Source organism: Micromonospora sp. R311 (assembly GCF_056780015.1).
In genome coordinates, this window is record NZ_JBSWCE010000001.1 from 258,177 (window position 1) to 271,882 (window position 13,706).

Annotated in this window: 14 protein-coding genes; 1 reads left to right on the forward strand and 13 read right to left on the reverse strand. The window is 72.6% G+C overall.

Features of this window, described 5'->3' with window-relative positions:
- Window positions 1-11 precede the first annotated feature (11 nt).
- From AC1WTP_RS01155 to AC1WTP_RS01165, 3 genes are all read right to left on the reverse strand, one after another.
- The gene (locus AC1WTP_RS01155) at window positions 12-467 is read right to left on the reverse strand and encodes a VOC family protein (RefSeq protein WP_481647369.1); all 456 of its coding nucleotides are present in this window, start codon (window positions 465-467) and stop codon (window positions 12-14) included.
- A gap of 93 nt (window positions 468-560) precedes the next feature.
- A complete protein-coding gene (locus tag AC1WTP_RS01160; RefSeq protein ID WP_481647370.1) occupies window positions 561-836 on the reverse strand; it encodes a DUF3817 domain-containing protein in 276 nt (91 codons plus the stop codon).
- A 2-nt stretch (window positions 837-838) separates the two neighbouring features.
- Entirely contained in the window at window positions 839-1,309 is a 471-nt protein-coding gene (locus AC1WTP_RS01165) for a DUF2269 family protein (protein WP_481647371.1), read from the reverse strand.
- Between the two features lie 142 nt (window positions 1,310-1,451).
- Between AC1WTP_RS01165 and AC1WTP_RS01170 the strand changes: the two genes are divergently transcribed.
- The gene (locus AC1WTP_RS01170; RefSeq protein ID WP_481647372.1) at window positions 1,452-2,396 is read left to right on the forward strand and encodes a GlxA family transcriptional regulator; all 945 of its coding nucleotides are present in this window, start codon (window positions 1,452-1,454) and stop codon (window positions 2,394-2,396) included.
- A gap of 105 nt (window positions 2,397-2,501) precedes the next feature.
- On the opposite strand, the gene mmsB is transcribed toward AC1WTP_RS01170, so the two are convergent.
- From mmsB to AC1WTP_RS01220, 10 genes are all read right to left on the reverse strand, one after another.
- On the reverse strand, window positions 2,502-3,743 hold the full coding sequence (gene mmsB / locus AC1WTP_RS01175) for a multiple monosaccharide ABC transporter permease (RefSeq protein WP_481647373.1): 1,242 nt from the start codon (window positions 3,741-3,743) through the stop codon (window positions 2,502-2,504).
- Window positions 3,740-5,278, reverse strand: coding sequence for a multiple monosaccharide ABC transporter ATP-binding protein (gene mmsA / locus AC1WTP_RS01180; RefSeq protein ID WP_481647421.1), 1,539 nt, complete (start codon window positions 5,276-5,278; stop codon window positions 3,740-3,742). The genes mmsB and mmsA overlap by 4 nt, the downstream gene beginning before the upstream one ends.
- Before the next feature lie 80 nt (window positions 5,279-5,358).
- Entirely contained in the window at window positions 5,359-6,501 is a 1,143-nt protein-coding gene (gene chvE, locus AC1WTP_RS01185) for a multiple monosaccharide ABC transporter substrate-binding protein (RefSeq protein WP_481647374.1), read from the reverse strand.
- A gap of 123 nt (window positions 6,502-6,624) precedes the next feature.
- On the reverse strand, window positions 6,625-8,151 hold the full coding sequence (locus AC1WTP_RS01190; protein WP_481647375.1) for an aldehyde dehydrogenase (NADP(+)): 1,527 nt from the start codon (window positions 8,149-8,151) through the stop codon (window positions 6,625-6,627).
- Entirely contained in the window at window positions 8,144-9,643 is a 1,500-nt protein-coding gene (locus AC1WTP_RS01195) for an FAD/NAD(P)-dependent oxidoreductase (RefSeq protein ID WP_481647376.1), read from the reverse strand. The genes AC1WTP_RS01190 and AC1WTP_RS01195 overlap by 8 nt, the downstream gene beginning before the upstream one ends.
- The gene (locus tag AC1WTP_RS01200) at window positions 9,627-9,932 is read right to left on the reverse strand and encodes a (2Fe-2S)-binding protein (RefSeq protein WP_481647377.1); all 306 of its coding nucleotides are present in this window, start codon (window positions 9,930-9,932) and stop codon (window positions 9,627-9,629) included. Before AC1WTP_RS01200 ends, AC1WTP_RS01195 begins: the two co-directional genes overlap by 17 nt.
- Window positions 9,929-11,086: an NAD(P)/FAD-dependent oxidoreductase gene (locus AC1WTP_RS01205; RefSeq protein WP_481647378.1), complete on the reverse strand. Its 1,158-nt coding sequence runs from the start codon at window positions 11,084-11,086 to the stop codon at window positions 9,929-9,931. Before AC1WTP_RS01205 ends, AC1WTP_RS01200 begins: the two co-directional genes overlap by 4 nt.
- Window positions 11,083-11,766, reverse strand: coding sequence for a GntR family transcriptional regulator (locus tag AC1WTP_RS01210; RefSeq protein ID WP_481647379.1), 684 nt, complete (start codon window positions 11,764-11,766; stop codon window positions 11,083-11,085). The genes AC1WTP_RS01205 and AC1WTP_RS01210 overlap by 4 nt, the downstream gene beginning before the upstream one ends.
- Window positions 11,763-12,764: a proline racemase family protein gene (locus AC1WTP_RS01215; RefSeq protein WP_481647380.1), complete on the reverse strand. Its 1,002-nt coding sequence runs from the start codon at window positions 12,762-12,764 to the stop codon at window positions 11,763-11,765. Before AC1WTP_RS01215 ends, AC1WTP_RS01210 begins: the two co-directional genes overlap by 4 nt.
- Window positions 12,761-13,666: a dihydrodipicolinate synthase family protein gene (locus AC1WTP_RS01220; protein ID WP_481647381.1), complete on the reverse strand. Its 906-nt coding sequence runs from the start codon at window positions 13,664-13,666 to the stop codon at window positions 12,761-12,763. The genes AC1WTP_RS01215 and AC1WTP_RS01220 overlap by 4 nt, the downstream gene beginning before the upstream one ends.
- Window positions 13,667-13,706 lie beyond the last annotated feature (40 nt).

Genomic DNA, 13,706 nt, shown 5'->3' on the forward strand with positions numbered 1-13,706 from the left:
TTGGCGGCTCGTCAGGCCGCGGCGGGGCCGGCCCGGCCCATCTCGGCGAGGATGCCGGTGCCCTGCCCGAGCTCGATCAGGTAGCCGTCCGGATCCCGCAGGTAACAGCGGATCTCGACGCCGTGGTCCTTCGGCTCGGTCAGGAACTCCCCACCCCGGGACCGCCACAGCTCGTAGACCTTCCGGACGTCGGTGACCCGGACGTTCATCGCGCCGCTGAGCGTGTTCGGATCCGGCGGCGCCTGTGCGCGTACGTCGGGCTTGTCGTCGGTCGGGCCGCCCTCGTCGTTGATCACGATGTAGCTGTTGTGGAACCGCAGGATCGCCGGCTGGCGTTCCCGCACCACCGTCGCGCCCAGCACCCGCTGGTAGAACTCCCGCGAACGGTCCACGTCCCGCACGATCAGCAGGTGCGTGAGCACCAGCCCGCCCTCGGGCTGGAAGTAGTCCGGCGCCTCGGTCGCCATCCACGCCTCCCCCGGTCCGGTCGGCAGGGCGTACCCGCTCGCGGTGCCGGCACACCTGCCGGCGGGCGGGCGGGTGCACTCTGCTGGCAGGCACTACCGCACCGGCTCGTCGACCCGGGCCGACATGAGTCTGCGGTCGAGGAGCAACCCACCGACACCCGGGATGAGCGCGGTCAGGATCGTTCCGGCTGTCACCGGGCGACGGCTCGCGGCAACGCCGACCACGAAGAGGTACGCGCATCCGTGCACCGGCCCGGCCAGGGACGACACGGCCGACCAGTGCGCCGTGGCGAGGTTGGCCAGCAGGACGACCAGAGAGGCGAGTTCGACGAGGGCGGCGACGCGGAGCAGCCGGATCCCGCTGTCCACGGTCACCCTCCCGTGGTGGAGCCGGGACGCCAGACCATCAGCACGGTGACCGTGGCCCACGCCAGGTTGAACACGCCGGTCAGCATCGCGAGCCGGGCTGCCGGTCGCCCGGCCGGGGCCGGCCCGCCCAGGGCGGCAGCCGGGTCGGCGAGCAGCGCCGCCTGGCCGGGCAGTACGCCGAAGGCCAGGGTCGCCGCGGCCACGGCGGTCAGCACGATCGACGTGATCAGCCACGGGTCACCCAGGACGCCGAGACTGCTGGCGGTGGCGAAGCCGAAGATCGGGACGCTGACGCCGAGCATCGCGTAGACGCGACAGATCCGGTGCAGCAGGGCCGGCGCGGCGGCCCGCCGGGCGGTCGGGTCGGCGCGCAGCCGGCGGACCGCCGCCGGGAACATGCTGGCCGCCACGGTCACCGGTCCGACCGCCAGGATCGCGGCCAGGACGTGCAGGGAGAGCAGGAGCTTGGTCACGGGCCGACGCTAGAGCCCACGAGGATCATCGGCCAGCGGCGGGATTGCCACCTTTCAACGGATTCTCGCCAGCCCGGGATCGGGATCGATTGGGCTCGTCGGCACGCTTGGCGCGAACCGGCGGGCTCCCTATTGTCGTGCCATGCACACCGTGGCCGTGCTCGCGCTGGACGGGCTCATTCCGTTCGACCTGGCGACCCCGATCGAGGTGTTCAGCCGGGCCCGCCTGCCCGGCGGGGGCCAGGCGTACCGGGTCCGGGTGTGCGCGCCCACCCCGATGATCGAGGCTGGCCTGTTCCGCCTACACGCACCCTGGGGTCTCGACGCGCTGGCGCAGGCCGACACCGTCGTCGTGCCCGGGCGCGCCGACCCCGCCGCGCCCGTACCCGACGTGGTGCTGGAGGCGCTCCGACAGACCGCCGCCGGCGGCACCCGCTTGGCGTCCATCTGCGTCGGCGCGTTCGTCCTCGCCGCGACCGGGCTGCTCGACGGGCAGCGCGCCACCACCCACTGGCTCGTCGCCGACCTGCTCGCGCGCCGGCATCCCGCCGTGCGGGTGGATCCCGACGTGCTCTACGTCGACAATGGACAACTCCTCACCTCGGCCGGCGCGGCCGCCGGCCTGGACCTGTGCCTGCACCTGGTCCGCCGGGATTTCGGCTCCGCGGTGGCCGCCGACGCCGCCCGGCTGGCGGTGATGGCTCTGGAACGCGAGGGCGGCCAGGCACAGTTCATCGTCCACGACACCCCGCCCGCGCCGAAGGGCTCTGTCCTCGAACCGGTGCTGCGGTGGATGCAGGACAACCTCGACCGGGACCTGACCCTGCGGGACATCGCCGCGCACGCCGGGATGAGCACCCGCAGCCTCAACCGGTACTTCCGAGAGCAGGCGGGCACCAGTCCGCTGCAGTGGTTGCAGCGGACCCGCGTCCGGCAGGCCCAACACCTGCTCGAAACGACGACGTACCCCGTGGAACGCATCGCCGCGCAGGTCGGGTTCGGCTCACCGACGGCCTTCCGGGACCGCTTCAAGCGGGTCGTCGGGACCAGCCCGCAGGCGTACCGGGCCGCCTTCCGCGCCAGCTAGGCCGGTGACGACCGACTCTCACGCGCCACGTGGTGGTGGCGCCCAGGCTGTTCGCCGAACTCCCTGACCACGCCGCGGTGGCCGGCTCGATGCCATCTCCCGGCGTCAACGGGCGGCGCGCCGCTTGTTGTACACGTCGAAGGCCACGGCGACGAGCAGCACCAGTCCCTTCACCACCGACTGCACCGACTGGTCGACCCCCATGAGCTGCATGCCATTGCTCATCACGGCCATGATGAGGCCCCCCACCATGGCGCCCACGACGGTGCCGACCCCGCCGGTGACGGCCGCGCCGCCGATGAAGGCCGCCGCGATCGCGTCCAGCTCGAACATGTTGCCGGCGGCGGGTTGGGCCCCGTTGGATCGCGACGAGTAGATCACCCCGGCGACGGCGGAGAGAAAGCCCATGTTGACGAAGACCCAGAAGTTGACGGTACGAACCCGCACCCCGGAGAGCATCGCCGCCGGAAGGTTGCCGCCGATCGCGTAGACCTGTCGACCGAAGACCGTACGCCGGGTGAGCAGGCCGTAGACGAGCACGAGCACGGCCAGGACGATCAGCACGATGGGGAGCCCACGGGCGTGGGCCAGTTGCCAGGCGAAGTACATGACGACGGCGGCCACCAGCGTCACCCGCGCGACGAACAGCGGGAACGATTCGACGGGCTGCTCGTAGCGGATGCGGGCCACCCGGGTCCGGAAGCCGCTCACCGCGTAGCCCGCCACCGCGACGGCCCCGATGAGGAGGGTGAAGGCGTCGTAGCCCTGGCCGCCGAGCAGCCCGTTGAGGAACCCGGCCGCGACCCGCTGGTACTCGGCCGGGAACGGCGACAGGGAGATGTTGTCGAGCACGCGGAGGGTGAGCCCGCGGAACAGGAGCATGCCGGCGAGGGTGACGATGAAGGCGGGTATTCCCGCGTAGGCCACCCAGATCCCGTGCCAGGCCCCGACCGCGATGCCGACGGCCAGTGCGGCCAGGACGCCGATCCACCAGGGGTAGCCCTCCCGGATGACGAGCACGGCGGAGACCGCGCCGGTGAGCGCGACCACGGACCCCACCGAGAGGTCGATGTGTCCCCCGATGATCACGATGACCATGCCGATCGCGAGCACCAGGATGTACGAGTACTGCAGGACGATGTTCGTGATGTTGCCGGGGCTGAGTGACACGCCGTCGGTCAGGATCGCGAAGAGGGCGACGATCACGACGAGGGCGATGTAGATCCCGCTCTGCCGAAGGTTGCCCAGGATCAGGGTTCGTGGGTTGCTGGTCCCGGTGTGCAGGGCGGCGGCCGCGCCGTCGGACGACGTACGGTGCGGAGCCGCGGGAGGCTTGGTGCTGGTCATCCGACGGGTTCCCTGTCCTTCGTCATGAGTTCCATGAGTTTCTCCTGGGTGGCCTCCCCGACCGGTAGCTCGCCGGTGATCCTGCCGGCCGCGAGGGTGTAGATCCGGTCGCACATCCCGAGCAGTTCCGGCAGTTCCGAGGAGATGAGGATGACGGCCTTGCCGTCCGCCACCAGGCGGTTGACGATCGTGTAGATCTCGAACTTCGCCCCGACGTCGATGCCGCGCGTCGGCTCGTCCAGGATCAGCACGTCCGGGTCGGTGAACAGCCACTTCGACAGGACGACCTTCTGCTGGTTGCCGCCGGACAGCTTGCCGACCAGCGCCATGACGCTCGGTGCCTTGATGTTCATGTCACGGCGGCCCGCCTCGGCGACCTTGATCTCCTGGTTGCCGTTCACCCAACCCAGGCGGGCGAGCTTGCCCAGCGCCGCCGCCGAGATGTTGCGGCGTACGTCGTCGATCAGGTTGAGTCCGTAGCGCTTGCGGTCCTCCGTCGCGTACGCGATGCCGTTGTCGATCGCCTCCGCCACCGTGCGGGCCCTGACCTCGCGGCCGTGCACGAACAGCCGGCCGGCGATGTCGCGCCCGTAGGACCGGCCGAACACGCTCATGGCGAGTTCGGTCCGCCCGGCACCCATGAGTCCGGCGATGCCGACGACCTCGCCGGCCCGGACGTTCAGGCTGACCCCGTCGACCACCCTCCGGTCCTGGGTCGGGTGCCGCACGGTCCAGTCCTCGATCCGCAGCACCTCCGCCCCCGGCGACGACACCCGCTCCGGGTAGAAGCTGGCGAGGTCACGGCCCACCATCCCGCGGATGATCCGCTCCTGCGTCACGGCGGCGGAGCGCACGTCCAGCGTCTCGACGGTCCGCCCGTCGCGGATGACGGTGGTCGAGTCGGCGATCGCGGTGATCTCGTTGAGCTTGTGCGAGATCATGATGCAGGTGATCCCCTGCTGCCGGAGCCGGCGCATCAGGTTCAGCAGATGCGTGGAGTCGATGTCGTTGAGCGCGGCGGTCGGTTCGTCGAGGATGAGCAGGCGGACCTTCTTGGACAGCGCCTTGGCGATCTCCACCAGCTGTTGCTGGCCCACGCCGAGCTGGATGACCGGCGTGACGGGGCTCTCGTGCAGCCCCACCGACTCCAGCAGCCGCGCCGCCTCGGCGTTGGTCCGGTTCCAGTCGATCAGGCCGCCGGCGCCGCGCCGCTCGTTACCGAGGAAGATGTTCTCGGCGATCGACAGGTACGGCACCAGGGCGAGTTCCTGATGGATGATGACGATGCCGCGCGCCTCGCTGTCGCGGATGCCCCGGAAGTGCACCGGCTCGCCGTCGAAGACGATCTCGCCGTCGTAGCTGCCGGACGGATAGACGCCCGACAGCACCTTCATCAGGGTGGACTTGCCGGCGCCGTTCTCACCGCAGATCGCGTGGATCGCTCCGCGTCGCACCGCGAGCGAGACGTCCCGCAGCGCCGTCACCCCGGGGAAGGTCTTCGTGATCTGCCGCATCTCGAGGATGTGGTCGTCCATGGTCACCGTCCTGATCGTTGCGGGCTCGACTGCGGTGCGACCGGGCTCGGTGGGGATGCGCCACCGAGCCCGGCGGCCGGTCAGCCCTTGGCCTGGCCGGCGGCGACCTCCTCGGCGGTCCAGTAACCGGAGTCGACGAGGACGGGCTTGATGTCGTCCTTGTAGACGGTCTGGACCGGTAGCAGGTGCGACGGGACGACCTTGACCCCGTTGTTGTAGGTGGTGGTGTCGTTGGCCTGCGGCTGCTTCTCCTGCAGGAACGCCTCGGCGGCGAGCACCGCCTGTTCGGCCAGCAGCCGGGTGTCCTTGAAGATCGTGGAGTTCTGGACGCCGTCGTTGATGAGCTTGACCGAGGCGATCTCGGCGTCCTGGCCGGTCACCACCGGCATCTTGGTGCGCGCGCCGCCGTACCCGGCGTTCTGCAACGCCGTGATGATTCCCCGCGAGAGGCCGTCGTACGGGGACAGCACCCCGTCGACCCGGGTGCCGTCGTTGTAGCTGGAGGTCAGCAGGTCCTCCATCCGCTTCTGCGCGGTCTCCTGCTGCCACCGCAGGATCGCCACCTGCTCGATCTTCGTCTGCCCGGACTTCACCCGCAGGGTGCCGGCGTCGAGGAACGGCTTGAGCGTGTCCATCGCCCCGTCGAAGAAGAAGTGGGCGTTGTTGTCGTCGAGCGAGCCCGCGAACAGCTCGACGTTGAACGGCCCGGCGGCCGAGCCCTTGGAGCCGTCCTTGTTCTGCAGGCCGAGGCCGGCCAGCAGCGCGGTGGCCTGGGCGACGCCGACCTTGTAGTTGTCGAAGCTGACGTAGAAGTCGACGTTGGGGCTGTCCCGGATCAGCCGGTCGTACGCGATGACCGGGATCTTGGCCTCCGCCGCCGCCTGCAACTGCCCGCTGAGCGCGGTGCCGTCGATCGCGGCGATGACCAGCACGTCGGCGCCCTGTGTGATCATCTGGTCGACCTGCTGCGACTGGGTGGGGATGTCGTCCCCGGCGTACTGGAGATCGACCTTGTATCCCTTCGCCTCCAGCTTCTCCTTCACCGAGTTGCCGTCGGCGATCCACCGCTCCGAGGTCTGCGTCGGCATCGAGACGCCGATGGTCAGGTCGGCGGGCCGGTCCCCGCTGGTGTCGCCGCCGCCACCGGCTCCTTCGCCGCTGCAGGCCGCGAGGCCGAGGGCCAGCACCGTCCCACCGAGAGCGGCCAGAAATCGTCTACCCACGAGCTGTCTCTCCTCTCCGGACCCGCCGGACACGGGCGACCCTGCCGTAGTGTTAGCGCTCACAATGGCGGCGTCAACACCCGTCCGCGAAATGCGCCCGTCACGGTCTCGTAACGGTGCCGGTCAGGTCGTCCGGACGCCGTCGACCGTGCGGGGCAGGCGGAGCGGGTTGGCCTCGCGCAACTCCGGAGGCAACAGCGGGTCGGGGACGTTCTGGAAGCAGACCGGGCGTAGCCACCGCTCGATCGCGGTGCTGCCCACCGAGGTCGAGGCACTCGTGGCGGCAGGGTAGGGCCCGCCGTGCTGCATGGCGGGCGAGACCGTCACCCCGGTGGGCCAGCCGTCCACGACGACCCGTCCCGCGATCCCGCTCAGCGCGGCGACCAGGTCCGCCGCCGCGCCGTCCCGCTCGTCGGCCGCCAGCTGCACGGTCGCCGTGAGGTTGCCCGGCAGGGCGGCGAGCACCGCGTCCCGTTCGGCCACCGAGCCGTAGCGGACCAGGACGGTGACCGGTCCGAAGCACTCCTCCAGCAGCTCCCGGTGGGGCCCGCCGGCGACGAGCCGCGACGCCGCGACCGTCAGCACGCCCGGCCGTACGGCCAGCGGTGTCGCGTCGTCGCCGGCCTCGCTCGCCACCAGCGCCTCCGCCACGCCCGGCAGGGCGGCACGGGAGCGCACTCCGGCGAGGAACGCCGCGCGCATACGCGGGTCGAGTAACGGCCCGGACGGGACCGCCGCCGTGACGACCGCCCGGACGACCCGGTCACCCGCCGGTCCCTCGGGGACGAGGGCGAGACCCGGCTTGACGCAGAACTGACCCAGGCCCTGGGTGTACGAGGCCGCCAGCCCCGCTCCGATCTCGTCCGCCCGGGTCTCGGCCGCTCGGGCGGTCACCACCACCGGGTTGAGGCTGCCCAGCTCGCCGTGGAACGGGATCGGCCGCGGCCGGGCGGACGCGATGTCGAACAGCGCGCGGCCGCCGCGCACCGAGCCGGTGAATCCCACCGCCGCGGTCAGCGGGTGGCGGACGAGTTCCGGACCCGCGTCGAAGCCGTGGACCAGGCCGACGACGTCCTCGGGCAACCCGACCTCGGCCGCGGCCGCGCGGAGAACCCGGGTGCACCGGACCGAGGTGGCCGGATGGTCCGGGTGCGCCTTCACCACCACCGGGCATCCCGCCGCCAGCGCGCTCGCGGTGTCGCCGCCCGGCACGCTGAAGGCCAGCGGGAAGTTGCTCGCCGAAAAGACCGCGACCACGCCCAGCGGCACCTGGTAACGCCGCAGGTCCGGCCGGGGCGCGGGCTGCGCCGACGGGTCGGCGTGGTGGATGATCACGTCCAGGTAGGCGCCGGCCTCGACCACGTCCGCGAACGCGCGGAGCTGGTAGCACGTGCGGTCGAGCTCGCCGGTGAGCCGCACCGGGCCGAGCGCCGACTCCGCGTCGGCGGTCGCGATGATCTCCTCGCCGTTCTTCTCCAGGAGCGTGGCGGCCGTGCGGAGCAGGTCCGCGCGTCGGGCGCGGTCCCTGAGTGCCGGCCCGGCAGCCGCGGCGGCGCGCACCGCCCGATCGACCTCCCGCGCTGTCGACTCGGTCGCGACGCGTCCCCGTGGCCTACCGGTACGGGGATCCACGCTCAGCACGTCACTCACCGTCTCGTCCTCCTTCTTCCGTCGCGTCCTCCGCCGCCCGGACGGGCGTCGGGCCCTCGGCCAGGTCGGCGAGCTCACCCAGGCGCACCGGCACCGCGAGACTGCGGGTGGCCAGCGGGCGCAGTTCCTCCGGGGTGGCCTCCCGCCCGCTCAGGCAGGCCGCGATCCCCGCGGTGGCGAATCCGCACACCCGTCCCTGGCACCAGCCCATCCCCGGCCGCGCCAGCATCTTCAGCGTGCGCGCGTCCTCCGCACCGAGGTCGTGGTGCGCCCGGCGCAGGTCACCGTAGGAGACCTCCTCGCAGCGGCAGACCAGCGTCCCCGCCGACAGCCACTGCGGCCAGGCGGGTGGCACCGGGTAGGTCCGGTGCATCGCGGTGGCGAACCGGCGCCCCCGCCGGACGGCGCTGCGCAACCGCCTCAGCACGGCCGGATCGGCCCGGCGGCCCTGCGCGGCGGCGAGGGCGAGCGCGCCCAGCCGACCCTCGTGGACGGCCAGTGCCGCGCCGCCCACACCGGTCGCCTCGCCGGCGACGTACAGCCCCTCGACGCTGCTGCGCTGACGCTCGTCGACCGTCACCACGAGCGACCCGTCGGCGTCCTTGGCCGTCTCGGCGCCGAGCATGAGCGGCAGTTCCAGCGACGGGGTGAATCCCCAACCGAACGCCACGAGATCGGCGGCGATCTCCTCGTCCGGTCCGGCCGGGCGACCGTCGCGGTCCACCCGGGCGATCCACACCGCCTCCGCCCGGTCCGTACCGAGCACCTCGCGGATCACGGTCCTGGTCCGGTACGGGATGCGGTACCTGGCCATCAGCGCCGCGTACCGCAGTGCCTCGACGCCCTTGCCCGGCGCGGACATCGCGCCGACCGGGTCCCGTAGCCAGCCCCGCGTGCCGTTGGCCTCGACGACGGCCGCGACGCGCACCCCGGCCCGCGCCAGGCCGGTGGCCACCGGCAGCAGGAACGGGCCGGTGCCGGCGACGACCGCGCGCCGCCCCGCCGGCGTGCGATGCCCCTTGAGGAGGGCCTGCACTCCCCCCGCGGTCAGCACGCCGGGCAGGTCCCAGCCGGGGACGGGCAGCTGCCGGTCGTATCCGCCCGGGCACACGATCAGCGCTCGCGCGACGAGCATCCGATCGTCCAGGACAGGCCCGGCGGTGACCGTCGACGTGGCCGTCACCCGGAGGGTGAACGCGCCCGCCTCCCCGGTGACGAGCCAGACCTGACGGCCGGGGAGATAGCGGATCCGGCCGCCGGCACGGAGGGCGGCCATCCGGTCCCGCAGCCGGCTGAAGCTCGACCAGCCGTGGTGGCCGGCGGGATCGTCGGGGCGGGCGTGGTTCTGGTCGTAGTGCCGCCAGTACTGCCCGCCGGGCTGCGCGGCGGCGTCGATCAGGGCGACGCCGAGCCCGGCTTCGGCGGCCTCGACGGCGGCGGCGAGGCCGGCCGGGCCCGCCCCGACCACGGCGACGTCATGCCCGCGCGGCATCGCCGCTCCCCCGTTCGCCGGCGTCGTCGAGGTCCGCGCCCGGCCCGGCGGCGTCGCCGAGGGTCATGCCGTCGGCGGCGGCGACCAGGCAGGCGCGCTGATCGGGCACGCCGTCGACGGTGATCAGGCAGTCGAAGCAGATGCCGATGCCGCAGAAGAGTCCCCGCGGCCGGCCGCCCCTGCGGGTGGTGCGCCAGTCCAGGATGCCGGCGGCGACCAGGGCGGCGGCGACGCTCTGGCCGGGCTCGGCCGCGACGGCGGCACCGCGGAAGGTCAACCGGTACGTCATCGGTCCGTCTCCTCGGCCTCGGCGAACCGATCCGGGGCGAACGGCGTGAGGTCCAGGTCGGTCTCCTCCCCCACCAGCGCCTGGGCGATCAGCTTGCCGGTCCCGGCGGACAGGCCGATGCCGGCGCCCTCGTGGCCGCAGGCGTGCCAGAGGCCGGGCGCACGGGGGTCGGGACCGACGACCGGCAGGTGATCGGGGCAGTACGGGCGGAAGCCGAGGTAGCTGCGCATCGCCCGGACCTGCCACAGCATCGGGAACAGCGCGATCGCCTTGGCCGCGAGCGCGCCGATCGCGGCGACGGAGACGGTCCGGTCGAATCCGACGCGTTCGCGCGACGCGCCGATGAGGATGGTGCCGCCGGCGGTCGCCTCGATCACGGGCGAGGTCTGCAGGGCCGCATCCGAGCTGGCGACGTCGTTGACGTACTCGGCGGCGTACACCTTGTGCCGGATCGTCCCTGGCGGCATCGGCTGGGTGACCAGGATGAAGCCGCGCCGGGGCAGCACGGGGACGCGCACCCCCGCGAGGCCGGCGACGGCCCCGGCCCACGTGCCGGCGGCGTTGAGGACCGCGCCGGCGGGGATGTCACCCGCGGGGGTCCGCACGCCGGTCACCCGGGCGCCGTCGCGCAGGAACCCCGTCACCTCGGTGCGGGTGCGCACCCGCGCGCCGCGCTCGCGGGCCAGGCGGAGCAGGTGGGCCGTCACCAGCATCGGCTGGACCTGGGCGTCCTGCGGGTAGAAGGCGCCGCCGGCGAGCCGCGGGGAGAGATGCGGCTCGTGATCGCGCAACTCGGCCCGCCCGACGTCGCGGACCGCCACCCCGCCGTGGCGCTGGTGGACGGCGAGCTCGCGCAGCGACGCGAGACTCTGCTCCGACGCCGCGACGACCAGCCCGCCCTTCGCCTCGAACTCCCACAGGTCGCCGTGTTCGGCCAGATCCGCCCGCCAGATCCGCCGCGAGTACAGCGCCAGGTCGAGCTCGGGGCCGGGCTCCTTGTCGGAGACCAGCAGATTGCCCTCCCCGGCGCTGGAGGTGCCGCCGGCGATCGCGCCGCGCTCCAGGACGACCACCCGCAGCCCCGCCAGCGTGGCGAAGTAGGCGCTGGCCGCGCCCACCACGCCCGCCCCGACGACCACGAGGTCCACGCTCATGCCGGGTCCTCGGCGCCGCCGGCCCACAGACCCCGTACGTGGCCGATGTGGCGGCGCATCAGCAGCTCGGCCCCGGCCGGGTCGCGGGCCTCGACGAGGTCCAGCAGCTCGTGGTGCTCCGCGGCGGAGCGAGCCAACCTGCCGCTCTCCACCAGCGGGGTCAGGCCGAGCAGCCGGGTCCGCGACCGCAGGTCGGAGACGACGTCCACCAGGAAACGGTTACCGCTGTAGCCGAGCAGGGTCAGGTGGAAGACGTGGTCGGCCTCGATGTAGCCGATCAGGTCGCCGCGCTGCGCCGCGTCGACGATGGCCTGGGCCAGCGTCCGCAGCTCGGGGAAGTCCTCCTTCGGGATCACCGCCACGGCGTTCCGCACCGTCGGCGGCTCGATGAGCAGCCGCACGCCGGCCAGGTTGTCCAGGTCCTCGTCGGACACCTCCGTGATCCGGAAGCCCTTGTTCGGTTGCGGGACGACCAGGCCTGCCTTCACCAGGTCGAGCATCGCCTCCCGGACCGGGGTGGGTGAGACGCCGAGCCGCGCGCCGAGCGCCGGAGCCGAGTACACCACGCCGGGCTCCAGCCGGCCGGAGATGATCGCCGCGCGCAGGGCGTCCCTGATCCGGTCGCGGAGGTTCTCCCTGCGGCCGACGCCGGGCAGATCCGGGACGGGCGCCGGGCTCACAGCAGGAAACCCGCGGGGAACGGGTCGCTGGGGTCGAGGTGGAACTGCGAGGTCGCGGTGACCCATGCCCGGCCGGTGATCGACGGCAGCACCGCGGGATGCGACCCGACCGTGGTCTCGCCGAGCAGCCGCCCGGTGAAGCGGGTACCGATGAACGACTCGTTGACGAAGTCGGCACCGATGCCCAGTTCGCCCCGCGCGTGCAGCTGCGCCATCCGGGCGCTCGTGCCCGTGCCGCAGGGGGAACGGTCGAACCAGCCGGGGTGGATGGCCATGGCGTGCCGCGACAGCCGGGCGGTCGAGCCGGGGGCCTTCAGGTAGACATGGTGGCAGCCGTTGATGTCGTCGCGCTCGGGGTGGACCGGCCGGTCCTGCTCGTTCACCGCGTCCATGATCGCCAGGCCGGCAGCGAGCAGGTCACCGGCGCGGGCGCGGTCGAACGGCAATCCCAGCTCCGCCAGGTCGACGATCGCGTAGAAGTTCCCGCCGAAGGCCATGTCGTACCCGACCGGGCCGAAGCCCGGCACCCCGACCGTCCGGTCCAACGCGTGCACGAACGACGGAACGTTCTGGATGGTGACCGATTCCGCCGCGCCGTCGCGTACCGCCACGGACGCGACGACCAGCCCGGCGGGGGTGTCGAGCCGGATCGTGGTCACCGGCTCGACGACGGGCACCATCCCGGTCTCGACGAGGACCGTCGCGACGCCGATCGCGCCGTGGCCGCACATCGGCAGCAGACCGGAGACCTCGATGAAGAGCACGCCGTAGTCGGCGTCCGGGCGGGTCGGCGGCTGCAGGATCGCACCGCTCATCGCGGCGTGGCCCCGCGGTTCGTACATCAGCAACGTGCGGACGTCGTCGCTGTTCGCCATGAACCACAGCCGGCGCTCGGCAATGGTCGCCCCCGGGATCGTGCCCATGCCGCCGACGACGACCCGGGTGGGCATCCCCTCGGTGTGCGAGTCGACGGCGTGGAACGTGCGCCGGGACCTCATTTGTAGCCCTTGTTGAGAACGGCTTCGGTGTCGGCCGTGATCCGCGCCGCCACCTCGGGCGGCAGCGGCAGGCGTGGCGGGCGACAGGCTCCGCCCCTGCGGCCGGCGACGTCCATCGACAGCTTGATCGACTGGACGAACTCGGTCCGGGAGTCCCAGCGCAGCAGCGGGTGCAGGTCGCGGTAGATCGGCAGCGCCCGGGCGATGTCGGCGGGGTCGCCCGAGGTGGCCAGCCGGTATAGCTCGACGGTGCTCGCCGGAATCGCGTTCGGGTAGCCGGCGATCCAGCCGACGGCTCCGGCGACGCCCAGTTCGAGCAGCACGTCGTCGGCGCCGACCAGAAGGTCCAGGCCGGGGGCCAGCTCGGCGATCTCGTACGCCCGGCGGACGTCGCCGGTGAACTCCTTCACGCCGACGACCAGTCCCTCGTGGAACAGTTCGGCGAGCAGCGCGGGGGTCAGGTCGACCTTGGTGTCGACCGGGTTGTTGTACGCGACGACCGGCAGCCCGACCCGCGCGACCTCGCGGTAGTGCTCGACGACCGCCCGGCGGTCGGCGCGGTAGGCGTTCGGCGGCAGCAGCAGGACGGAGGTGGCTCCCGCCGCGGCGGCCTGCTCGGCCCAGCGGCGGGCCTCCAGCGCGCCGTAGGCGGCGACGCCCGGCATCACGCCGAATCCGGCGGGGGCGGCCTGGACGGCCGTGTCGACGACGCGCGCCCGCTCCTGCGGGGTCAGCGTCTGGTACTCGCCGAGCGAGCCGTTGGGCGTCACCCCGTCGCAGCCGGCGGCGGCGAGGAACCGGACGTGCTCGGCGAACGCGTCGTAGTCGATGGAGAGGTCGTCGTGCAGGGGCAGCGCCGTCGCCACGTGTACGCCGCGCCAGGTCCGTGCGGGGGTGGTCATGCTGGCTCTCCTCAGCGCTCGTAGGGGACGCTCGCGGTGC